The organism is Vibrio sp. 10N.222.54.A3 (genome assembly GCF_041474095.1).
GTDB lineage: Bacteria > Pseudomonadota > Gammaproteobacteria > Enterobacterales > Vibrionaceae > Vibrio > Vibrio crassostreae_C.
The window spans coordinates 1-23,622 of the sequence record NZ_JBFRTN010000080.1 but is presented as its reverse complement, the minus strand read 5'-3'; the positions used below and the strand labels follow the sequence as shown (position 1 = coordinate 23,622).

General features: G+C 43.7%; 12 protein-coding genes. 3 read left to right on the top strand and 9 right to left on the bottom strand.

Annotated elements, in window-relative coordinates; translation table 11 throughout:
* Nucleotides 1-69: 69 nt before the first annotated feature.
* The 8 genes from AB4507_RS17220 to AB4507_RS17185 all read right to left on the bottom strand — a co-directional run bounded on the left by AB4507_RS17220 (nucleotide 70) and on the right by AB4507_RS17185 (nucleotide 17,611).
* The gene (locus AB4507_RS17220) at nucleotides 70-978 is read right to left on the bottom strand and encodes an aldo/keto reductase family oxidoreductase (RefSeq protein ID WP_102333939.1); all 909 of its coding nucleotides are present in this window, start codon (nucleotides 976-978) and stop codon (nucleotides 70-72) included.
* 217 nt (nucleotides 979-1,195) lie between these two features.
* On the bottom strand, nucleotides 1,196-1,783 hold the full coding sequence (locus tag AB4507_RS17215; RefSeq protein ID WP_372183018.1) for a hypothetical protein: 588 nt from the start codon (nucleotides 1,781-1,783) through the stop codon (nucleotides 1,196-1,198).
* Between the two features lie 210 nt (nucleotides 1,784-1,993).
* A complete protein-coding gene (locus tag AB4507_RS17210) occupies nucleotides 1,994-2,938 on the bottom strand; it encodes a PstS family phosphate ABC transporter substrate-binding protein (RefSeq protein ID WP_017059474.1) in 945 nt (314 codons plus the stop codon).
* Nucleotides 2,938-3,576, bottom strand: coding sequence for an OmpA family protein (locus tag AB4507_RS17205; protein ID WP_017059473.1), 639 nt, complete (start codon nucleotides 3,574-3,576; stop codon nucleotides 2,938-2,940). The genes AB4507_RS17210 and AB4507_RS17205 overlap by 1 nt, the downstream gene beginning before the upstream one ends.
* Nucleotides 3,576-4,889, bottom strand: coding sequence for a TolC family outer membrane protein (locus AB4507_RS17200; protein WP_102321358.1), 1,314 nt, complete (start codon nucleotides 4,887-4,889; stop codon nucleotides 3,576-3,578). The genes AB4507_RS17205 and AB4507_RS17200 overlap by 1 nt, the downstream gene beginning before the upstream one ends.
* A 34-nt stretch (nucleotides 4,890-4,923) precedes the next feature.
* A complete protein-coding gene (locus AB4507_RS17195; RefSeq protein WP_017059471.1) occupies nucleotides 4,924-6,249 on the bottom strand; it encodes an HlyD family type I secretion periplasmic adaptor subunit in 1,326 nt (441 codons plus the stop codon).
* The gene (locus tag AB4507_RS17190; protein WP_102321357.1) at nucleotides 6,242-8,401 is read right to left on the bottom strand and encodes a type I secretion system permease/ATPase; all 2,160 of its coding nucleotides are present in this window, start codon (nucleotides 8,399-8,401) and stop codon (nucleotides 6,242-6,244) included. The genes AB4507_RS17195 and AB4507_RS17190 overlap by 8 nt, the downstream gene beginning before the upstream one ends.
* A gap of 33 nt (nucleotides 8,402-8,434) precedes the next feature.
* Nucleotides 8,435-17,611 carry an RTX toxin gene (locus AB4507_RS17185; RefSeq protein WP_372183017.1) on the bottom strand — a complete coding sequence of 3,059 codons (9,177 nt, stop codon included), beginning with the start codon at nucleotides 17,609-17,611 and terminating at the stop codon, nucleotides 8,435-8,437.
* A 249-nt stretch (nucleotides 17,612-17,860) separates the two neighbouring features.
* On the opposite strand from AB4507_RS17185, the gene AB4507_RS17180 reads away from it, so the two are divergent.
* On the top strand, nucleotides 17,861-19,708 hold the full coding sequence (locus tag AB4507_RS17180) for a M3 family metallopeptidase (protein WP_372183016.1): 1,848 nt from the start codon (nucleotides 17,861-17,863) through the stop codon (nucleotides 19,706-19,708).
* Between the two features lie 518 nt (nucleotides 19,709-20,226).
* On the opposite strand, the gene AB4507_RS17175 is transcribed toward AB4507_RS17180, so the two are convergent.
* On the bottom strand, nucleotides 20,227-21,441 hold the full coding sequence (locus tag AB4507_RS17175) for a hypothetical protein (RefSeq protein ID WP_372183015.1): 1,215 nt from the start codon (nucleotides 21,439-21,441) through the stop codon (nucleotides 20,227-20,229).
* A 681-nt stretch (nucleotides 21,442-22,122) separates the two neighbouring features.
* Between AB4507_RS17175 and AB4507_RS17170 the strand changes: the two genes are divergently transcribed.
* Together AB4507_RS17170 and AB4507_RS17165 are read left to right on the top strand one after the other, a co-directional pair.
* Nucleotides 22,123-22,974 carry a hypothetical protein gene (locus AB4507_RS17170; protein ID WP_372159049.1) on the top strand — a complete coding sequence of 284 codons (852 nt, stop codon included), beginning with the start codon at nucleotides 22,123-22,125 and terminating at the stop codon, nucleotides 22,972-22,974.
* Between the two features lie 104 nt (nucleotides 22,975-23,078).
* Nucleotides 23,079-23,525 (top strand): hypothetical protein, encoded by a 447-nt coding sequence (locus AB4507_RS17165; protein ID WP_372159047.1) that lies wholly within the window; start codon nucleotides 23,079-23,081, stop codon nucleotides 23,523-23,525.
* Nucleotides 23,526-23,622 lie beyond the last annotated feature (97 nt).

Genomic DNA, 23,622 nt, shown 5'->3' with positions numbered 1-23,622 from the left:
CGCCATGCTCGGCGCACCACAAAAAAGCCAGCTTTGTTAGCTGGCTTTAACTTCTATACGAATTGCTTTCTATGGCACACCGTGACCTTTAGATGCCACCCATACGCGATACCACTGTTCGCGCGTCAGCTCGATTTTCAGTGCATCAACGGCCGTCTTCACACGCTCAATCTTACCAGAACCAATAATTGCAATTGGACTAGATGGTAAACGACGAACCCAAGCGTAAATCACTTGATCAATGCTGTCTGCACCGACTTCTTGACGAATCGCCTCTAGCTCATCACGAACGCGAACCGCTTGCGCTGAATCACCACTGAAGATGCTACCACCACCGAGACAAGACCACGCCATCGGGCGAATGCGGTTCATCTGCAGTTGATCTAGCGTGCCATCATGAGCCACTTCGAAGTTCAATGGGTTGATTTCAACTTGGTTGGTCACTAACGGCTTACCGAGTCGAGATTGAAGCAGTTCGAACTGACGCGGTGAAAAGTTAGAAACACCGAAGTGCTTAACTTTACCTACTTTGTGTAGCTCTGCGAACGCTTCTGCTACTTCATCGGCATCCATTAACACGTCAGGGCGGTGAATCAACAATACATCGATATCGTTAACACCTAAGCGCTCTAATGAGTTATTTACTGATTGGTAAATATGCTGCGCGCTGGTGTCATAGTGATTGATCTTACGATCTGGAGTGTGGTCACCACATAGGTTGATATCGCACTTGGTGACGATTTGAATATCATCACGAAGGCTTGGTTCAAGCGCTAACGCCTCACCAAACAACTTTTCACATTGGTAGTTACCGTAAATATCCGCGTGATCAACAGTTGTGATGCCAAAATCAATATGTTGCTTCAGGAAAGTCAGGCGTTGTTGCGGGGTCATGCCCCACTCTGCTGTACGCCAGTATCCTTGCACCAACTCAGAAAGTTCTGGGCCTTGTGGCGCTATCGTTACTCTTGCAACCATGGGTTGTCTCCTTTATCAATACTGAACGTATCCTAAGCTCGTTTTACCGAAGGCTCAACGTATAACAAATGGCAAAGCTAAACGCTTATTAAAAATGTGAGAGCCGCAGAAAAACGAACACTTAAATGAATTATAACTTGCTGTCTGCCCGCGAGCCGTTCTCCTGAAAGGCTTGTTTAGCCTAATAAATAACGAAACTATCTATAAATTTGAGCAATTAAAAACGATTAAGTTCAACCGTTAAGTTGTCACCATCACTCTGTAACTGAATCCAAGGAGAAATAGAGCTAGAAGAAGATAAGCTAGGCACATTCCACACACTCAGTTGCTCTGCTGAACCGTGAGGCGCGTTGATGAATTCGACCAGCTGTTTATCCACCTTATCGAAACCAACACCTTCATTTCGAGCTTGTTCGAGTTGAGCTGTAACATCGAATTCATCTTCACCAATACGAATTGAACTGAGAGCAAAGCCATCTTGGCGAAGGTATGCCTGAAGCTTTGTGTAACTTAGGTCCGAATATGGCAGGTTTAAGCGAACCGTTTCGACACTTGAGTCCCCCAACTCCAGTTCAACATACACATCCAGGTCGTAATATTGGGTTAAGTCACTGCACAACAAAGTACCTTCGATCTCACCACAATCCATCAACTCGATATCATTAATATAGTTTTGAGAATTCGGCAGACTTGGGCTGCTGTTAAATACTGTTCTTAGCCACCAGCTTTCGGTTGCTTGCGCTGAAAATGAAATAGCATTGAGGGACAGCATTAGAGGCAAGATTAGAACTTGAAAGATTTTCATCGACTGGGCTTATTTAGCGCTATATGAAGTGTCCATTATACGTGACCAAACGACAAACAACTGCTCGAGTCGCAAATTTTAGGCGAAAAAAAACGGGCATACATGCCCGCTAGATAATTTCATCACCGAATAACGTAATCCGTCACGTTGAGAACCATTACGAAAGAGAGAATATCACTCTCCCACAACAGTTACAACATGGCATACCCATTACTTGTAGCCACCTTCAATAGCAGGCTCTTCAAGCGACAATCTGACTTTGTTACGTTGAATAGCTTCTGGCGGCAAGCTGATGAAACCGTATTGGTTCAAAACGACTTGATGATCTTGTGACAAGGTAAGCCCAACAAAGAACTCCTCTTGTTCCGTAAAGCCTTTGCGATGCGCTGGAATATTCAAGTACATGTAATAAACCGTTGCTAACGGGTAACGACCAGAGAGGATCGTTTCTTTGTTTAGGTCGTAGTTCACACCTAGGTTATCAACCACGCTCAACCATTTCACATCAGAGATCTGATCTGAGTAAACGGTGTAACCAATGGCGGCATCTTCGTCTTCAATCTTATTAATCAGATCAGGTAAATCCGCTAAGAACTGAGTATGGGCATATTCTCCTTCTGTTCCACATTCGACCCAACTTGAAAAGGTAGTATGGCCTTTCAGGTTGTGATCAATGGCAAAGGGCAACATATGAGTATCTAGGCTTTCACCGTTACGAATATCACTACTTGCTGACCATTTTGGATGTTTAGGATCGTTAGAACAACCAAACACATCAATTAATTCAGCGACGGTGATTGATGTCGCAGGGTTATTTTCATTGGCTAGAATCGCAATCACGTCAGCGGTAAACATCAGCTCTGTTGGCCTATAACCGTAACGCATATCAAACCTTGCCATCTCTTTGTCAGTCCACTTTTTGGAAGTGATACCAACACGCGAGCGCTGCATGATCATCTGTTCTGGGACGCTGTCACTCAACAAGATTTCTAAGTCGATCTCTTGGCTCTTAAGCAGATCTTCTACAAGCCCCTGCATATTCGGCTCAATCGCGACCAAACCAATGTCACTGGCATCATTCGCAAATGTCGATACAGAGAACAACGCAGGTACAGCAGCAAGCAGCAAGCCCGATTTATTAGCTAGACATTTCATTACTGGCCTCCTACTGGATCAATCGACGTTTTAGACTCAACATCGCTATTACTATCGAGCTGCATTTCTGAAGTGAAGATGTTCCAAGATGGGTTCACTTCCATGCTTTCTGTTTTAATCACCGCGATCGTTCTACGCTTACGCTTGTGAAGATGCTGAGTTAAGCTGGTTATCTGAGTAAACTCTTGTTCAAAGATTCGCTCACCATTGATGCCTCTATCAATCAATGCGTCTCGAATCACGCCCGTTCTTTTCTTGGCCAATGCTTTGTTATACACGTTTGTACCTTCAGCACTGGTATCTCCGACCAAGGTAACCGAAGCATCAGGCTGCTCTCCTAGTAAACGCACCAACTCATTTAATACAGCGGTATGATCAGGTTTAAGGTCATACTTATCAAAATCAAATGCCACACTTAATACTTCAACGTCTTCGACAATTTTCCAATTGGCACACCCTTTAATGTCTACCGTTACACCTTCTGGCGTATCGGCACATAGATCTCGCTGGTTAATCACACCATCTCGGTCATTATCCGCTAAGTCATCAATTTGGTGGCGTGTCATTGTCGTATCAGGCGTTTCTGCACATCCCATTAGCAAGATAGAGCTAAGTAGCGCTAGTTTAAAATATCTCATTACTTATTCTCCCCTTGCCACTCTTCTGGATGTTCAATCCTCAACGCATACGTCAACATACCCATCGCATTTAACACTCGATAAGCCGCTAACGTTTGATCATATTCAGTGCTGATGAAGTTTCTTCGAGCCAAAAACACTTCTACTTTTGCATCCAGTACATCAAGAAGGCTTCGTCTGCCAACATTGAATTGCTGGATATAGCCAAGCTCTGCAATTTTCGCTGCATCAACATTCTGTTGAAGTAAGGATTTTTGCTGCTCAAGCATTTTGTAAGCGTTCCAAGCCAGTTGTGTACCTTCTCGAACCTCACGCTCTGTTCGTAATCGGATCGCCCTTGCCTCTTCCACTCGCCAAGCTGACGATTCAACCCTGGAGTCGGTAGAGAAGCCATTAAACAGGTCATAATCCATCGTCAACATGATACGTGCATCTTCATCGACACCGCCTGGCGGGTTAGATACGTTGTCATTCTTATTGGCATGAAGCTCAAGTTTTAGTTCTGGGTAGTAATCCCCTTTCTCGCGGCGCATCTCTTTACGAGCCGCGTCGATATCAAGCAAAGAGGCTTTGATTTCAGGGTGATTCTCGACAGCTTGTTCAAGTGCGACCTGTGCTGAGCTTGGTAATAGAGCGTAATCAAACCGGGGGTAAACCAAGTTCACCGCAGGTTTGCCAACCAAGCGTAGATACTGAGTTTGCAAATCAAACAGGTTGTTCTGAGCGGCGATAAGTGAAGACTGCGCGGTCGCGACACGGGCGGAGATTTGAGCCAGATCCGAGTTGCTACTCAAGCCTTTGCTCTTTTTATCTTGGATATCTTGATAGATCTCTTGGTGCTCTTTTACATTACGCTTAGACAATTCAAGTAGCGTCTCTGCTTTTAGGATATCGAGGTAATTTCTCACCACATCTAACGATACGTTTTCAGCTCGCGAAATCAGAGTTAGACGCTCAGCTTCTGCTTCGAACGTCAGTCGATCGACATTCGATGTGGTTTTAAAACCATCAAATAGTAACTGGGATACTTTAACGCCAATTTCCGTTCTCGTTAGGCCTCTATCATCGCTATCGAGTTTGCTGCCACTGTTGTAGCGTGTCTCTTCATAGCCTGCTGCCGCGTACAAGTTCACTTGTGGCATATACAAACCACTCGCAGCGTCTCCGTCTCTGACCACCGATTGGTATCGGGAGTATTGCGCCAATATCTCTGGGCTATAGTCGATGGCAAAGGCCACGGACTCTTCTAATGAAGCTGCTTGAGACAGCCCACTCATTAGCAAGCAAGAAGAGAGTAAGAATTTTGAATGCATTACACTTCCTTTTATATTTATGCTTTAACCCACTTCATCGTTCACGAAGTGAGTTTTCCTTAGCTCGTAAAATAGGTTTTAACCAATAACTCAATACTGTTTTCTCTCCGGTTAATATATCGACCGCGACTTGCATCCCTGGGATAATGCTAAAGGCAGAGTTTTGTTGCTGGTCTTCGTTTAACTGAATATGGGCACGATAATAGGCGTTTCCGTCTTCCGTTTGTAAGGCGTCGGCACTCACGTAAATCACCTCGCCTTTAAGTCCGCCATAAATGACGAAATCATAGGCCGTGAATTTAACTGTCGCACCCAGCCCGTTATGAACAAACGCGATATCTTGCGGAGAGATTCTCGCTTCAACAATCAGGTCACTGTTTGATGGGATGATCTCAATGATTGGCTCGCCGGGACGAACTACACCACCAATGGTACGCACAAAGATCTCTTTGACTGTGCCATCAACGGGCGCAACAATTTCGGTACGCTTGAGTTGGTCGGCAATCGCCTGCTGGCTTTCGTTCAGCTGCGCTATCTTGCTCGCCACTTCATTCAACTGGCCTTGCACTTTGGTACGAAAATCTAAAGCGATACTTCGATGATCCGCTATCGACTCTGAGTAGGCAGCTATCTGCTTCTGCGCTGCTACTTTTGAGCTAGCAATATCACCTTTGAGTTTGACTACATCACGGTTGAGTTTAAGTAGCTCAACTTCCGCAACAGCACCGCTCGCTACCACGTCTTTCAGCATGTTGCGCTCACGAATCACAATCTCGAGGCTGCTTTCAAGAGTCTGGATATTATTAAACGTATCGACACGAGCTTGGTCTTGTTGCTCGATACGAAGTGCCGCCTCTTCCAGTTCAGACTTCAACTGTCCTAAACGTTCTCGGTAGTTCGCCTTGGCATTCATTAACGCAGGGTGGCTTGATACATCAACCGCAATATCTTGAGGCACCAAGACCACTCGCTCATACCACTCTTTCGCATCGTTATTTAAAACGACCGTCGACAGCTCAGCCTTTAATCTTAATTGCTGAGCAAGCAAGGTATCCGCTTGTTGAGCCGACTCTAAAAACGCCGCCTTAAAACGTGTGTCTTCTAACTTAGCTAGAGGTTGCCCCTTCACTACAGATTGGCCTTGTCGCACCATGATCTCTTGAACCAGTCCACCTTCTAAGCTCTGAATGGTTTGCACCGAAAGACTTGGAACGACTTTACCTTCACCGATCACGACTTCTTCTAATGTTGCCCACGTAGCCCAACCGATAATTGATACAATGAGTAGAGCACTCAACCAAATCAGCTTTCGAGAGCGGAATGCTAAGTGGTTGTTGGTCCATTGAATATCATTACTCATGACGACCTCCCTTCACCACAGATACCGTCTTAAACCGGCTCGTACCTTTAGGTACACTTTTCTTCTGTAAAGAGAGAATTTCTTTAGGTTCACCTTCTGCCACGATTTGACCTTTATCCAATACAATCACTCGATCACACATCATCAAGAATGAAGACTTATGGGAGCTGATTAGCATTGAGGTTTCTCTCGGCATACTTTGAAGTGCATTAAAGAACTGAATCTCGGCCTTCTTGTCTAGCGCGCTGGTGGGCTCATCCATGATCAATAACTTTGGACAACGATACAGAGCTCTCGCGATGGCAACGGCTTGACGCTGACCACCAGAAAGTAACCGACCACCCTCTCCGACAGGTGTTTCAAGGCCATTGCTTAGGCGCCCCATGTAACCATTCAAACCCGACTGTTGAAGAGCTTGTCTTAGCTTTTCTTCATCAACGTTGGTCGCACCAAGCGTAACGTTGTCGTAAACACTGCCAAAAATAAGATTAGTGGTTTGCCCTACCCAACCCATGCCACTACGCAGAACGCTGGTTGGCCATAATTGCCCATCGATTTCTTGATAGAAAGCTTGTCCTGTTGTTGGCAAATACTGGCGCGCAACAATCGATAGTAGAGTTGTTTTACCCGCGCCTGCCGCACCGACAAGACCAACTCGCTCACCCGGTTTGATCTCTAGGGAAATCTCCTTTAATGCAGGGCTTTGAGTCTCTGGATAAGTAAACGTCACTTCATCTAACCTAACCCCACCATCAAAGTCTCCTTTGTCGATAACTTGGTGTTTGGACTCTTCCTGAGGTAGCTCCATAATCTGATTCAGCCCTTCAACGGCCGAACGTGTTTGCTGGAACCTCAGCAATAGAAGAGAAAGCTGGTTCACCGAACTTGCAGCGCGCCCACTCAACATCACAACGGCTATCAAACCACCCATACTCAGCAAGCCTTCAGAGATCTGATACACGCCGAAGATGATCAGAGTGATGGTAACGATCTGCTGACTGGACTGAATAGAGTGCGTCACGATATTGGAGTAATGACGAGATTGAGTCTGCCATTGAGAAAGCGACGAAATCGTCTGTTCCCAACGTTTCTGAGTGATTCCCTCAGCATTATTTTGCTTGATATCCGGAAGGGTTGTTAAGCAATCAAACAGCTGTGCTTGTCTTTGTGTCGAGAGACGTGCGGTTTCATCGAATGTTTTCTCAACTTTGCCTTTCATCGCAATGCTCAGCACGATCAAGACCAACATGATCGCGACAGGGATGAACATCATCGCGCCACCAAGCCAGCCGATAAGCAGTAGGAATAACAAAGTGAATGGCAGATCGACTAAAGTGACTAACGAGATAGAAGTGAAGAAATCTTTCACGCTATCGAAGTCTTGAAGCTGTCTGGCAAATGCGCCTACCGATTGAGGTCGATTTTCGAGCTTCATACCAAGGACTTTCGAGAACAGCTGAGAAGACAACTTGTTATCAATATAGCGCCCAGCCATATCAGTCACAGAGCTTCGTGAGCTTCTCAATACCCAATCAAAAATAACAACGATACCAACGCCTGCTGCTAATACCCAAAGCGTGTTAAACGCTTGGTTTGGCACAACACGGTCGTACACATTCATGGTAAATAACGGAACCACTAGCGCAAGCACGTTGATCAAGAACGAAGCGATAAACAGATCGCGATACCAAGGCTTCACTTCTTTGACCACCCGCCACAACCAACGGGTGTTGGATTTACTGTCATTGCGCTCATGTGCCTGAACACGGGCGTCATCAAGCGCTTGAGCACCCACTTGCCAAACAAATGCATCCACTTTAATGACTAAGTCTTTAAGGAGAATTTGTTGGCTTAAGTTGGATTCACAATTCAATACTTGAAAGTCGCCAACGGAGCTTTGGGTTACGACAAGAGGAGACCCTGTCGCGGACTCAACAGCAACAACAGGGAACTGACATTGATTCAATAATTCTTTTTTAACGTGGCTCAGCGTTAACCCCGATTTCTCAATCGCTCTTGGAAAAAGGGATTCATTGAGCCTGCCTTCATTTAAAGGTAGGCCAGACACTATTTTGGAAGGGTGACTGCGAACATTAAAATGCTCACACAACCACTCAACACAAGCTAGCCAGCTGTCTTTTTGTTCTACCAATCTAAACTTCCTTTTATAGACTGTACATCTAACTTACAGCGTTAAATTATTGTCTTCTATCATTTTTTGTAAAATTTGTGCTTCTAATGCACTGCTACTGTCACCTTGATACAGATCGTCGTACGTGACATCAGCTAGCAAGATGTTTTGTTGAACGTCTTCGTCACCATTAGGTTTAATAGAAATGGTCACACCTTCACCAGATTCTTCTAAATCTAGATATTGTGTTGCCCCTAGCCCTGTATTAAGCCCTAGGCTTCCCAAAATACCCGAGAGGTCAATTGCATCAGTATCTGGAGACGCATCAAAATCTTGAATCACATCGTAGCTTGGTGCTTCTGCACTCCCTAAGCCTGAAGAGGCGAACACAAAATTATCTGAGCCCGTCCCGCCAATCAGCAGGTCGTTATCATCTGTCGCGGTAATCGTAGAATCCCCTTCAACAACAAATTCAACCGATACCGTTTGAGGTAATCCTACCGCTTGGTTGTTGCCTATTTCAGCAGAAGGTTCGATGGTAATTTCAAATGGGTCAACGCCATCATAGCCACCCGTAATCGCTAGATTCGGTACATCTGCCAAGTCCACCACATATTGACCATCGACCATAGAGCCATGTGAGAACGTCAAACCTGCGGGAATATCATAAATTGTAATGAAGCCCACTTCTGAATCAGCAGGGTTTACAAGAGAAAGGTCTAAACCAAGAGGAATCGTGCCACTTGCTTCTGCCACGATCGAAGAGTATTCAACGCTCAATAACGGTGCATCAGGCTCTGGTGTGATAATAAGCGTCATGTCTTGTGAGCTCGGGTCACCCGTGTCGACCACTAACTCACCGAGTACCGTATTTTGATCAACCGTTCGGCCGGTAATCGTAATATCGAGGTTACCAAACGCATCGCCCGCAAAGAATTCAAGCTCATCAACAGAACTTGCTTTAACGAGAATCGTCGCCTGTATGATGCCACCAACACTGGTGAAAGAACTGGTTTCTGATCCAATTCGAATTCGGTCTAACCCAACTAACCCTGATGGGTCCGAAGTTCCATTCACTGTTACCGTAATTGCTAAAAACTCATCACTGTTAGTTTCAAAGCTATTGGCATCAAGAGGAATCACGATGCCATCATCTTCACTTCCAGTGAGCTGTTCAGGTAAATCGAAGAACTCAACTTTATCACCAATAGGATTCACACCGACGGTAAATTCAGATTCGGTATAGCGGATTTCTGTGGTGCCGATTTCTTGAGTAATGGCTTCTAGAGACAGATTAATATCGCCACTAAAGTCTCGCGGCGGTAGAATTACAAGGTTGGCAAGCTGGCTTGGATCGAGCTGCCACTCGTAAGTAGGGTTACCATCAAAGGTACCGCCATCGACGCCATTGTTAGGAACTAATTCGTAGCTGTCGCCCACCTTTATCGCAACAACCGCGCCTTCAGGTACTCCTTTCAATGCCAAGGACATATTTTCAGAGCCATCTTGGTCAATCAGCTCCGCGCTGAGTGATGACAATGAAATGTAGTTATCTTCGTCTCCGATAATATCTTCTGTTATCAAGTTCGCCGCGTCAGCGACTGGCTCAACGGTGATAGTCACCACAGTCGTTTTATCTTGCGTATCCGTTTCTGTTACGCAATCCGCTTTGTCGGTAATATTTGCTGTCACAGTGAGGGTAATTTCACCACTGTAATGCTCAGGTGGTGTTACCAACACATCACTCAAGCGGCTAGGATCCGTTACCGTCCAAGTACCATTGCCATTATCAACTAACAACCCGGTGTCAGTTGGAGTTTCAGACAAGGCCGCTCCATTCGAAATGCTCACCGTTAGAGAGTTAACGGTTTCTTTACCGGTAGCGCTATTGCCTTCACCAGTGATTAATTGTCCATCTTCAACGCTATCACCAAGAACCAGTTCAAGGTTAAGGTCTGTCGCGATGTCTTCTTGAATGGTTGTGGAGTCGGCTTCAACCGTAATGTCATCGACCACAGGCAGAACTTGGATACTAATGGTTTGGGCCGTCGTCACCGTATCACCGCTACATGGTGAGGTCTCAATTGTCTCTATGGTGAAATCAATACACCCTGCAAAATCTTCATCCAAGCCCGTTAACGTTAGTTTCGAAAGTCCATCTGCAGTGATTGAATAACCGACGATCTCACCAGAAGCATCGTATTCAGCAATCACACCATCACCGGAGATCTCAACGCCTTCAGGAAGTGAATCGGCAGGAATATAGAAAGAGATTTCATTGTCTGGATCACTGCCAACATCGGTGTTTAGCAAGCCAGTGAGATCAATATCTTCCCCTTCAGGTGTTTTAATTTCGCCATCGGGTTGAATCGGGCTTGGTGGGCCAACAGGGTCACAAGAACCGCCACCGCCGTCATGACCAGTAATTTGCAGCGGGAAAGTCGCATCAATATATCTCGCATCATCACCATCAATCACACGAGCACGAACCACAATATCCAGTACCGGAGTATCACTTGGGCTGGAAATCGTCGCATTATCTAAAATGTACGCTGCGAGTTCTTGGAAAGAGTCACTCGTTAACCCATCCGCAGATATGATCCAATTCCCAGAGCTATCTTGAGCGGCACCATTAGGGTGCTCAACAATCAACGAATAGCCGTCGGGAATCTCGATCAAAATATAATCGAGGTACTCTGACCCATCGATATCCGCGTCGACGAACGTCACGGCGTTAGAGATATCAACAGGCGAGCCGTCTGTACTCTGTAACAGCTCTGTAGAGCCTTCTAATCGAGTATCTAGCTCGACACGAGCATCGACAGTCACGCTAATGGATCCGGTAATATCTTTAATATCCGTTGCACCAGTTGGAGAGGTATCCGTGACTTCATAGGTGATAGGAATTGAGAATGTTCCGCTTAAATCTTCTGTCGCTGTAACAGAAAGCCTGCCGCTGCTTAGAAGATCCGAAAGCGTTGGCGTTGTTGAGTCCAGTAGAGTATCCAAATCTAAGCCTGAAGCTGGGACCTGAATAACACTCCCATCAAAATAAAGAGTGAGATCTGCAGGTAGGCTATCAATGACATATCCCGTCAAGGATTCGCTGCCATCAATATCCTGATTCACTGAAGGTTCAAGGTTCAGGCCGATTTGACTGTCTTCGATGCCTTGAGTACTGACCACTTGACCGTCTTCTTGATCAACGACCGGCGCTAGCTCTACTTTAAGTGTCATAGGAAACTCGCCCGAATCACCATCGGGCTCAGTTGAGATAGCAATAACGGTGAGTTCTAATTCACCACTAAAATCAAGAACTGGCTTGAGATACAGATCATCCAGTTGAGCGTTAGAGACTTGGAATACGGGCCCTGTCACATCATCAACATACGCAATCGTCAGCGATACTGGTTCACCCAACGCATCCACCAGCAAAGTGCCTTCAGGAATGTTAGTAAGCAGTATGTTGATCTCTTCTGAAACATCGTCATCCGTCGTTTGTATGAGGAAGTCGAGCTGTATTAACCCATCTTCATTCAAGACCGATTGGTTGCTGATGACTTTACTGTCACTGTCGTATTGCCAATGACCATTACCACCGTCTACCGCGATAGGTTCATCCACAACACCTTTCAAAAAGATATTGATGGTTTTTGTATCACTTGACGCTTGCCCATTGATAGGAATAAGTGAATCGATCGTCGACTCAGTCGCTATTGCTGTTACGTCTATTGACAGATCTTCAGTAAAGGAACTGATGTCTTCTTTAGGCTGAATATAAGCAACACCATTGGCGATAGCTTCGGCAGTGACTGAATAGGAATTATTGCCTATCTTTGCGGTACCATCACCTTCAACAGACCAGCCATCTTGAACTTGGATAATATAACTTAACGATTCAGAACCATCGGTGTCCGCCAAAGCGCCTTCAATAACGTCTTTGAGGTAAATAGCTTCATCCTCTAGTCCCTTGTAGTCTTTAACAGACACATGAGGAGTATCAGCATCAGGTGAAATATCGACAGTAACGGTATGTACAATACTTGCCGTTTTATCATCTGGGTCAGCGAATGAATTGCCAGACTCTGTTGCAACCGCAGTAATCTCAAACTCAAAGCGACCCGCTAGGTTGTCGTCAGCCCTGATTTCCATTTTATCAATCTGAGCCTGTGTGTAAGATTTCCCTTCTTTGACTGCGTTGCCATTTAACGTCAAATTCAAGCCGTCAGGAATCCCACTAATCTGGTAGCTCAATGTTTCTGACGTATCTTGATCCACCAGCTGAGCTGTTATGTCCAAACTGACTGGGTCTGAGTCATCTTCTACTGAATGATAGGAGAATACGGAAGCCGACCAATCCGGTGCATCAGCCACCGGTAAAACAGACACTGCAACATCAGCCGTCAGTTCTTTAGGATCCGTATCAGTGCTAATGATTGCGTTGATCGCTAGGATAACCGTTGAGGTGGTATTGGATTCATGAAGCGCGGGACGATAAGTCAACTGTCCATTAGGCCCAGTGAACTGACTATCAATCGCTGCCAATTGACTTCCAGACAAGGTGACCTTGCCGTCTACAACTTGAAGCAACACCCCATCAAGGTACAAGCTACCACCGTTTAGCGATGCTTCTGAGAACTCGATAGCAGTAACGGTTTCGCTTTGGTCGACATCGCCGGTTGCCACACTTACAACGATAATCGCGTCATTGTCTTCTGTGGTTTCAGAATCTTCATAACGAATAAAACCTTCGTTATCATCCAGAATAAGCTCAGCAGTACTGGTAACTTTATCACCGTCCGCATCTCGCACCAGATAATCGATGTCATCGACGATCTTAGGATCTGCAGGGTTTGTTGATACATTGGGATTTGTAGTCAGCTGGTAGCTACCATCTGAAGAAAGCGTAAACTGACCGTAAGTAGACCCACCATCATAATCATTAATTAGATTAATCGTGATAGGAGTGCCTGCGTTATCAAAGGTATAGGTAGTACCGCGATAGTCAAAACTTACAATGGTTGCGCCATCGGCACCTGCGAATTTTTCTGTTAGAAATTGTCCATTAAGGTCATCACCCTCAACCATTTCAATTGCCCCTGAACGCGCAACTGGGACAGCATCTGTTACGTTGACAGAATAAATTGCCGGATCAGAGCTATCGCCGTCCGCATCGTTGACCACCAATTCAAAATTGAGGGCTAGATTATTCTCTCCATCAGCATTGGCGTGATCGAGAGGTGCATAAAGGTCGAACTCTGTTGTCCCGTCAGTATTAAAACGAATCCTAAATATATTGTTTCCATCAGAATCTTGACCGTAATACCAACCATCAGAATCGACAGCTTGCAGTGAAATGTCTTTCCCTGCACTCGAATATGAAAGTGCATCAAACGCAGCGGTGTCGACCGTCACAGAGACAACATCATCGGAACCTTCGATGATTCCTAACGAAGGGCTAGAATCTTCAACACCAACCTGTTCGCTGTCTCCAAGCAGACCGTCTTCATCAACAGAAATGCTTCCGATAACAGTAATTTTAGGGTTTGCACCATCGTAAATCTTAATATCAGATTCTTGTGTATCTCGTGAACCGTCTGAATCGATTGTGACGATTGAGGCTGGAATCGACAGCTCTGTGTCCTTCACACCGGTTCCGTGGTCTATTGACTGGTACAAATCAATCTCAACCGTGACATTCGTGGAACCATTGGCTTCTAAGCTAAAATCTTCAGGAAGTCTCACTTGGAAAACAGCATCGCCATTCGACAATACCGCATCAAACGTTCCATCCCCATTATCTCGCCAAGACAATGCTTCACCATTACGTGTCACCGCCTCACCGTCACTATCAAGAACGGCTTGGCCAGTTGTCACATCTAACCCCAAGAACACGAGTGGATCGTTGCCCGCACTCACGGCTAAGCTTGCACTCGCTGTTGTTCCAACACCAGACGGGGTTGTATCAGCAACAGGGTTTTCACTCAACTCGACCATGCCAGAGCCAATCGTAGGCTCCCCACCATCCGTAATCGAGACGTTCAAGGTTAATTGAGTTTCATCGTTGTCATCATCTTTTGCTGTGATGACAAAAGGAATTTGGTCGGTTCCATTCGTTTGGTCGAGGCCCTTGAATAGTTCAAAGGTGTAAGTGACATCAGTATCGGTCTCACCTGACAGAGAGGTAAAGCTCAAGGTGAACGCTTTATTTTCAGCACTTTCAGAGCCAACATAACCAGTAAGTTCATTTCCGTCTGCAGAGACCACATAGATGATCTGTACACCCCCACTAAACAACTGCGGCTGATCTCCAACATCAAAAAATACAGACTCAACAAAGTCACTTCCGACGTTGAGATTGAAAGTGCCAGTATCTGAAACACTGCCGTGAATAAGATCTGATTCGTCCACAGCAGCATTGCTAGTTGAAGTTAATATTGGGTCGGCTCCATCCTGGATGATCCAGTCGAATTGCCCTTGTTTTAAAGAAGTGCCATCTAAATCCGTTCCATCAATAATAAGTGGCAGGGTGATGGAGTCGTTGCTGAACAGGTGGTTGATAGGCTGTTCTAACACTAATGTGACATCTGCTAGAACATCGATACCACTAGCGACTGCACTCAACGTTAGCGTGAATATCGTTTCACCATTTGCTTGTGCGGTAATCGTTTTACCATCATTCGCTAACGTGTAGGTTAGAGGAAAGTTCTCATCTCCGGTCGTCAAGCCCAAGGCGTCTAACTGCACCAGAGTATTAGCATTAAATACAATAGAAGCGGGATCTGGATTATCTGATCCAGCGGAAACGGTAAACTGGCCGACTACAGTTTGAATTCCATCAGACACATCACCTTCAGAGCTGGTCGTTGTCCCATCAACAACTAGCCCTGCATCACCATCAAAAATATCAATGACCGCAGTGCCGTTTCCGAAATCATTACTGATGTCGCCAGCAACATAGTTGAAGGTGATGTTCTGATCAACTGTGTGGTCCAAATTCCTGTTGGCGACGAACGTCCAGTGGCCATTCGCAAATACGGTCAAGGTGCCTTCGCTAGTAGCAAATGAAACCGGAGAGCCACCAACAATCGTCTTGGTCGTACCATCAACTTCAACACTTTTTATCGTAAGTTGAGTATCCAAATCGATGTCGTTATTCAACACGTTCCCTGACGCAATCTCACCCTCGATCATTTGATAAGACTCATCAAAAACCAGAGGTTCAGAATCTTTGATGACAATAGGTAAACGTCCTATCACTAACTCCGTTGTACCATCAGCATCGGTTTGCAAACCTTCGATGAGCAGAGCCGTCAGAATTGAATCTAACCCAGCTTCCTGATCAATCGCCTTATAAAAATTGATATTTACGTTGCTGCCGGAAATTGACGCATCGAATACTTTTTGCCCATCGCTTCGTGTGCCAATGAGGCTTTGTTTATCAGCCGATACAGCAACGGTTATCGATAGGGTTTGAGAAGTTAGTGACTCTGCGATGCTTTGATCATCGCTAAAAGAGAAGTCCGCATAATCGATGCGAATATCAGAGGTCTGAGTTTGATTTCCAAAAATCCCGACAACAGTTTCTGAGAACACAACCGACTCGGGCAGTATAATGCTTGGCATATCATCGATAGCTTGATTGCCTACCGTATTGAAAACTTTGGCATCAATCGTCCATTCTGACGCCAAGTTTAGGGACGAGACATCTATATTTTCAACAACCCAATTACCTGATGCATCAACAACACCCTCAAACACAAGAGTCTGAGAGCCATCATTAACTTCAATATAAACAGGAAGACCTTCGGCAACATTGGTTGTGCCTTGCATGGTTGTAAGTTGGCCGCCACGAAATGCCAAAATACTAAAACCGTCTAGCGTATCAATGTCTATAACAGGCGAAACAGTATCAATAACAATTTGCCCTGCGCTATTTATTGCAGAAGCAGGGTTACCGGCAACGTCAACAGTGTCAGCCTCAATTTGAATGCCACCATCGGAAAAGCTGGTTAGATCCACGCCTTCAACTGACCAAGCACCATCAATCACAGTTGCCGTCAGAACAATGACATTCGTTGTGCTGTCAGAAATACGAATATTGACCGTTTGGCCATCTTCTACGTTCTGTACCGTACCAAAGAATTTAGCCGACTGAATTTCGAAGCTATTGAGGACACCGTCGCCACCATCATCAACCGCAGCGGTGATGTCCGCTAGCGTATCTTTCACGATCGTGTCGGTCGCTGTTGTAGGGTTTCCAGCAATATCGATAGTATTGGCAACAACGGTTAGCTCACCTTCTGCAAAGCTTGAGTAGTCTTGAAGAGTCAGAGTCCAAGTTCCGCCGGATACTTCCGTTGTGTATTCTTGTATCGTTCCTTGGCTATCGGTAATTGAAATGTTGATGGTTTGCCCATCTTCTACATTGGCAATCGTACCAACTAGCACCCCATTCGATATTTCAAATTGATTGTAAAACTCATCACCAAAGCCATCGAAGTCAACCTCAATGTTGGCTAATGTGTCTTTGATTGTGGAATCGTTAGCTGCAATGCTATTGCCAAAATCATCAGCAATGACAGCATCGACTTGAAGATCCCCCTCCTCCAATGAAGAGAGGTCGACGCCATTGACGACATACGTTTCATCGCTTGTGATGGCTGTGGTGGTTACTGTGTTTCCGTTAACATCAGTGATGGTCAGAACAACGGTACGCCCGTCTCGAACATCCACTGCCGTGCCCGTAATCGTGACACTTGGTACTTCAAACTGATTTTCGTAACCGTCTCCACCATCCAAAATATCAACGGTTAATAGTGCACTAGGTAACAGAATATCAAGGTTACCCTCATTCGAGGTTGTATCTTCGTCGGCATATTCTGCAGGACGCGTATCAAAACCCGCCTCAGCGAGCGTTTCATCTAAGGTGGAACGAACATAAACAATAAAAGAGGCGCTGGAACTAGGTTGGTCATTTACTGAGTTAGGCTGTTGAGGTGCGCTTTCAATGTTGTTGACGAGTTCGGTGACCACCTTTTCCAACTGTTGTTCAACTGCGGCGATTTGTGGTTCGGTTAGGGGCTGAGCCTCTTGTAAATTCTGAGGTTCAATGCTGACGACTTGCACGCCTTCAACTTTTGGCTGCGTAGCAGGTAATTGAAGCCAAGTCCCATCAGGGAATACTTGCCACACAACACCACCAACTTCGATATATAAAATAGGATCCATCCTAAACCTCTTCCTTACAAAAACGCTGACCTTGAGAACATCAATTTACTCAATAAAAAGCCGGATAAATCAGCACACTCTCATTAGTTAATACTAGCAAACAACAAACCATTAACAGTTAATTAACACTAATGCGCTGTAAAGTAAACCGATAGGCTGTGACTGCATTCAGTTATATCTATCGTCACAAAATACATTCAATGAATGTGTCATAATGTTGAAATTACTGGTTAAATTTCAAGGAATGTCATGACTGCAACGAACTATCTCAACCAATTGAATCAAAAGTATCTTGCGACTCATAAAGCGAAAGAAGACTTCTTTTGGGATACATATATGGGTATCAGTGACGACCACGATGGTTCGACACTCGCACAGACTCAGTGGACGGAATTTCTAAGCTCTGCCGAACAGATTACTGCTATCGAAACGCAACTCGCTGCTATTGATGAAATTCAAGATCCTCTCGAAAAAGAGAGTACACTAACAGGCTTGAATGGTTGGTTAGCGACCTTTAGATCTCACGCTATTGAGTCTGAGCAGTCTCAGAAGCTCAAAACCGATCTCATAAAGTTTGAGGCTGAACTGTTTGAGAAAAAGCAGAATCATGTGATGACTTACGTAAATGAAACAGGCGATGAAACGGAAGGGTCACTGCCTGTTTTAGGTTCAGCCGTTAGAAGTAATGGTAATGAACAAGTTAGGCTTTCTGCACATCAAGCATTATTAGATTTAGAGCAATGGCTGCTGGTTAACGGCTTTATTGAGCTGATCAAAAAACGTAACCAATTTGCTCAATCACTGGGGTTTAAAACCTTCTTTGATTACTCGGTGGTAAAAACCGAACAGATGACGACAGAACAACTGTTTACGATTCTGGATGACTTCGAAGCACGCACGCGTGATAGCCATCAGCAAAGCCTAGCCAATTTGGCAGAGCAGAAAGGCGAGAATGCACTTCAAGCCCATAACTTTACCTACTCTTTTGCAGGTGACGTTATGAATGATCTTGATCCTTATGTTCCGTTCTCAAAGTCACTTCGACGCTGGATTGAATCTTTTGGTCGCCTCAACATCGAATACTCTCAAGCGACATTAAAATTGGATCTGCTTGATCGTAAAGGTAAGTACCCTAATGGCTTCTGCCATGGCCCTATCCCTTCTTTCTATGACCAAGATGCTTGGGTTGCGGCTCAAGTTAACTTCACGAGCAACGCAAAGCCCGACCAAATCGGCAGTGGCTATGATGGGATTAACACACTATTTCACGAAGGTGGTCACGCGGCGCATTTTGCTAATGTAAAAATGAACGCCCCTTGTTTCTCTCAAGAGTTTGCGCCGACTTCGATGGCTTATGCTGAAACACAATCCATGTTCTGCGACAGCTTGTTAAATGACGCTGACTGGCTAAAACAGTACGCTCTAAATGCGGACGGGCAACCTGTGCCAGATGATCTAATTAAAGCCATCATCGACAATAAACAGCCCTTCCGAGCTTACCAAGAACGCAGCATTCTTGTGGTTCCATATTTCGAGCGAGCCCTGTACGAATTAGCTGATGAAGACCTCACGCCTGAAAAAATCACGGCACTTGCTCGTAGCAGTGAAAAGGCAATTCTTGGATTGTCTTGCAGCCCTCGTCCACTGATGGCGATCCCTCACTTATTGTCTGATGAAGCATCTTGCTCATACCAAGGTTATCTATTGGCTCATATGGCGGTGTATCAAACACGAGCTTATTTCACCGACAAGTTTGGTTACTTAACAGATAACCCAGAGATCGGGCCTTTGTTGGCGAAACACTATTGGCATAAAGGCAATAGCGTGAACCATAACGGTACAATCGAAAGCCTGACTGGGGAAGGTTTTAATGCCAAATATCTCGCTGACGAGTGTAACTTATCGCCAGAGGAGGCTTGGGCGATTGAGGAGCAAAAAATCAAACAGCTGTCGACAAGAGAACGTGCACCAGTCGCGGATTTGAATGCGAAGGTATCGATCGTTGATGGAGCAACTGAATTAGCGAATAATGCAAAGTCGAATGACCAAATGTGTGATGATTTTGAGCACTTTATTATTGAGCAATACGGTCGATAGATTGAGTTTTAATGCTAATGAAAAAGGCAAAAATGAGTAGTGACATAACTCATTTTTGCCCCAAAACCTGTTAGATCAAATACACTACACAATTCTGAGAGCGTGCGTTTTCCCTACAAAACCTAATATTAAGCTTGAATGTCGTTCGAGTTGTCGGAGGACAATATAGTTTGTTGGATTCCAATAAAGTCTGATCATTTTCAATAAAAGTTATCACTTTTCCTCTGCTATTTCATTCCGCAGAGGTTATATGAACCGACGATAGCAAACACGCTTTTACCTACTATGAGTTTTACTTGATTACGTTCTCAATGTAAGAACAAACTATTTCGTGTGCTTTTGCTAGTATTGATCTAACCGATCAGTTCATAATTCATTTACTTACAATTAATTACCTACTAAATCTGACTTATTGCGCTCATATTTAAGATCATGAGCGCTGTCAAAATTAGGCAACCCGTTAGCACGTTTTTATGAGTACTCGATGACTAGGATTGGTCATCGAGTACTTAAGACCGTTAATTATATGAGTCATGCTTGTAACGAAGCGTCATATACTTATCTTCGTATGAAAGGTTAACGGAAATGTCAGTTTGTTGAGATCTGAAATCAACACTCCTTGTTCGGTATTTGTTATACGGAATGTCCATTCCGGTCTCTTTGTAGTTTTTTCTTGCAACAAAATTTCGAACATCTTGGAAGACGGACTCACTTTGGGTTTTAAACGAGGTCTCGATTAAAACCAATTTATCTTCACACTTGCCTTCCCCATATTCTAGGAAAGCAAATCTAACTTTATCGATTTTTGGAAGGGAGAGGTTATTACCCTTTATGTACCTCTGCTCTTTGATAAAAATCGGATTTTTGCCATTGTTATTAAAGCTGTAAAAAGGAGAACTAGATGATAAATAATCTCTCGAGTTTGTTAGCTCACAGCTACTGCTTATTCCCATCCTTAGTCCGTAAAGCTCAACTGGTTTTTTGTTGGTGCACAGTTTTAAGTTATCAGGGTTACCTGAGCAAAACACAAAACGGTCAGACTTAAGAGCGTCAATGAAGTCAGCTTTAGCACCACTCTTTATACTTTCAGAAATATCCGATACTTGAGTGCTAAGATTGTCCTTTGCATTAAATGATATGAATGGATAGCTTTTCCTGCTTAAGCTGTAGAAATCAACCTCCGATTCTAGTTCTAAGTCAGGGTTGGCATCGCTCACAAGGCGATAAATTTGTCTGTATTTTGTTGCGAGTTGATGTAGTTCTTGCATTTCAGGCGTGTATATTTCTAACGCCTTTTTGTATTCAAGTTGCAGTTGCCTTGGTAAGTTACCAAGATTTACAACTTTATCCTCATCAGTGAAGTTATATTGAAACGCATAAATTCCGTCAGTATCGTCTCGGAGCACTCTTAACTTAATTTTCCAGCCATCATCACTGTAAAGATCATAGTAATAATTTCGAGCAGTATTGATGCTTGGGTATTGTTGAGCAACATTAAAGGCAGCAAGGGAAAGAGCGCTATTCACAAGGTAATTGTCGTAACTATCTCCAATTACAGGCTTGAAGCTGCGGTCGATCACTACAGGTTCAGATGGAACAGTTGAACTAGAAGATGTGACGGATGATGAGCATCCTGATAACGCCAATAGCAACGTAATTGCTATTTGTTTTTTTATGATGGAGAGTGACATGATGATGTTTCCGATTTGATTAATTACCCATAACTTGCGCAATGGTCTTTCCAACCGTTGTGAAATGAATATCCACTTAACATCTAGTGTTGAGAGCGCAGGTATTGGTTGATCCATTTAGAAATTTGATTGAGATTATTATGTAACCTGGTTTTTATGTCTACAGAATTAGTCACAATTCGATAATAAACAGAACCCATTAAATCGTTAATTTATAAGTGGTTATAAGTCTACTAGCAGTTAACAGCGAGAATTGGATGCCAAGGCACTGTGAACTTTTTACCTGGAACGAGTATTTATTGAAGGGCGCCACCTCTAACGGTAGGTTGTATGAGCAGTACTACCGATAGCGGATATAAAGTTAACGATTTGTCGTCCTTTAATTTATTCATGAATTGCTAATTTAGCAAAATCACTGACTCAGAAATGTCCATCAACGTGCTGGCGAGACCTAACTAGAACAGGTTTGCCCCTTTTCTTTTCAGCGCGAAAGTTTACTCACAATCTGTGATTCTACGTTTGCCTTACCTTTAGTTATCCGAAGGAGTGTCGAAGTAAGCTTTTTAAGAATTATGCGTCATTTTGCAATTAAATGCCTAATATCTATCTATAACCCATTGATTATATGTTTTAACTATGATTTAAAGGGCTACATGATAGGAGTATGAAAAGCGGCTAAAAGCCGTATAAAAAGCGTTATGTCACAAGAGGAAATAATAAAGTATGTTGGCTAAAAATCTTATTATCTCAGCAATGGAAGATACTGATACCTTCTTCTATGATGAAGTTGAGCTTACTATGAAGTATGAATTAGATTGTAGTGACCTAGGAATAGCAGCTGTTCGTAGTGATGGCAATCAAGCGCGAATATACTTTTCTAATGATTTATGTAATTTTGAAATTGATAACGTAGAACGGCTTCTGTTCGTTTTATTTATCGTTTCACATGAAATCGCACATTTTATTAGCTTTCACCACATGCATAATGACAAAGAAAAATTAGATAGTGTATCTATTGAATCTCGTGCTGATTTTTTTGGCGCACAAATAGCTTTAACACTGATGACTTTTGGTAAAAGTATCCATGGTTTACTGAAAAAATATAATCTAAATAATGAAATAGAACCTAAAACTATAATCAATGCTATTTTTTCTCTAAATGATCAAGTGCTTGTTAATAATACAAGTTTACGTTACCCGACAAGCCAATATCGAGTGCTCTCAATGTTAGCAGCGTGTATAGCTTTCTTTTCAGTGTACTCAACTGAGAATGAACAAAAGTTTGATATATGGTTCCTTGCAGAGTTAAGCAAAAGTGAAAATCTAGCGAGACTTCCGTTGATTGATGATCATGAAGATACAATAAATACTATTAGTTTGCGTTTAGAAGAGATTCATAAAAAACTTCAGTGGGGAAATCCAGTTAGTGTTGGAGGTATAAAATTTGAATATGCACCATATCTGACAACCAATTACATACTACCCGATGAATTTATCTCTAAACAAAAAAAATATGGTAAAGAGCGATTTTCCCAGCTTTTTAATGAGGCATTCGGTATTAACTTCGAGAAGTGACATACAAGTTGTTCAACAGGGACAAAAAACGCGTGCTATTTTCCGCTTCGCTACAAAGTATGGCACACTAAGTTTTTTAGGCGTTAGGTGAATAAGGAAAGTTCGTGAAAGGTACGGGATATAAAATTCTAAGTAAACTTGAAAAATCGGGTGAGTTAACATTAGCTGAAATAGCCGAGTTAATTCCCAAAACGCATAATGATCATAAGGATTTTTATGTGTTTGCATCTCTTGTTTCTAGTGGGCTGGTCGACGATTTTTATCAAGTGAATGAAAACGGCAGTAAAACTATGCAAAAAGAACAGATTTTGGCTAGGAAGTTCTTCGCCTGTAGCACTGCTACGACTAAAGCTGAGTATGAAAACCTTAGTTGGTCGGCTCCCAGTTCTTCTTTGAAAGACCAACCATTTGCACTGTCGGGCAAAGGAAGTTTGTTGTTGTCAGAGGCTCGCACCAAAAGAAGTGACCGTATTTTTACTCTAATTTCAGGTATGTTGGTAGGAACCTTGGTCGCTTTAATTGGAGCATTTGTTCGCAGTAGCTTTGGGTAATCGCCATACAAGCGTTTAAGGTTTAAAGATACTTTATCTAATCTTAGATAAATGCGTTAGAGTCATTAATCTAACGCATTTATGTCCGTGCGACCTG

Bases quoted from the DNA above. Each gene is read 5' to 3' on its own strand.
- AB4507_RS17195 (WP_017059471.1), bottom strand. From the start codon at position 6,249: ATGAGTAATGATATTCAATGGACCAACAACCACTTAGCATTCCGCTCT.
- AB4507_RS17200 (WP_102321358.1), bottom strand. From the start codon at position 4,889: ATGCATTCAAAATTCTTACTCTCTTCTTGCTTGCTAATGAGTGGGCTG.
- AB4507_RS17170 (WP_372159049.1), top strand. From the start codon at position 22,123: ATGTTGGCTAAAAATCTTATTATCTCAGCAATGGAAGATACTGATACC.
- AB4507_RS17180 (WP_372183016.1), top strand. From the start codon at position 17,861: ATGACTGCAACGAACTATCTCAACCAATTGAATCAAAAGTATCTTGCG.
- AB4507_RS17215 (WP_372183018.1), bottom strand. From the start codon at position 1,783: ATGAAAATCTTTCAAGTTCTAATCTTGCCTCTAATGCTGTCCCTCAAT.
- AB4507_RS17220 (WP_102333939.1), bottom strand. From the start codon at position 978: ATGGTTGCAAGAGTAACGATAGCGCCACAAGGCCCAGAACTTTCTGAG.
- AB4507_RS17210 (WP_017059474.1), bottom strand. From the start codon at position 2,938: ATGAAATGTCTAGCTAATAAATCGGGCTTGCTGCTTGCTGCTGTACCT.
- AB4507_RS17205 (WP_017059473.1), bottom strand. From the start codon at position 3,576: ATGAGATATTTTAAACTAGCGCTACTTAGCTCTATCTTGCTAATGGGA.
- AB4507_RS17185 (WP_372183017.1), bottom strand. From the start codon at position 17,611: ATGGATCCTATTTTATATATCGAAGTTGGTGGTGTTGTGTGGCAAGTA.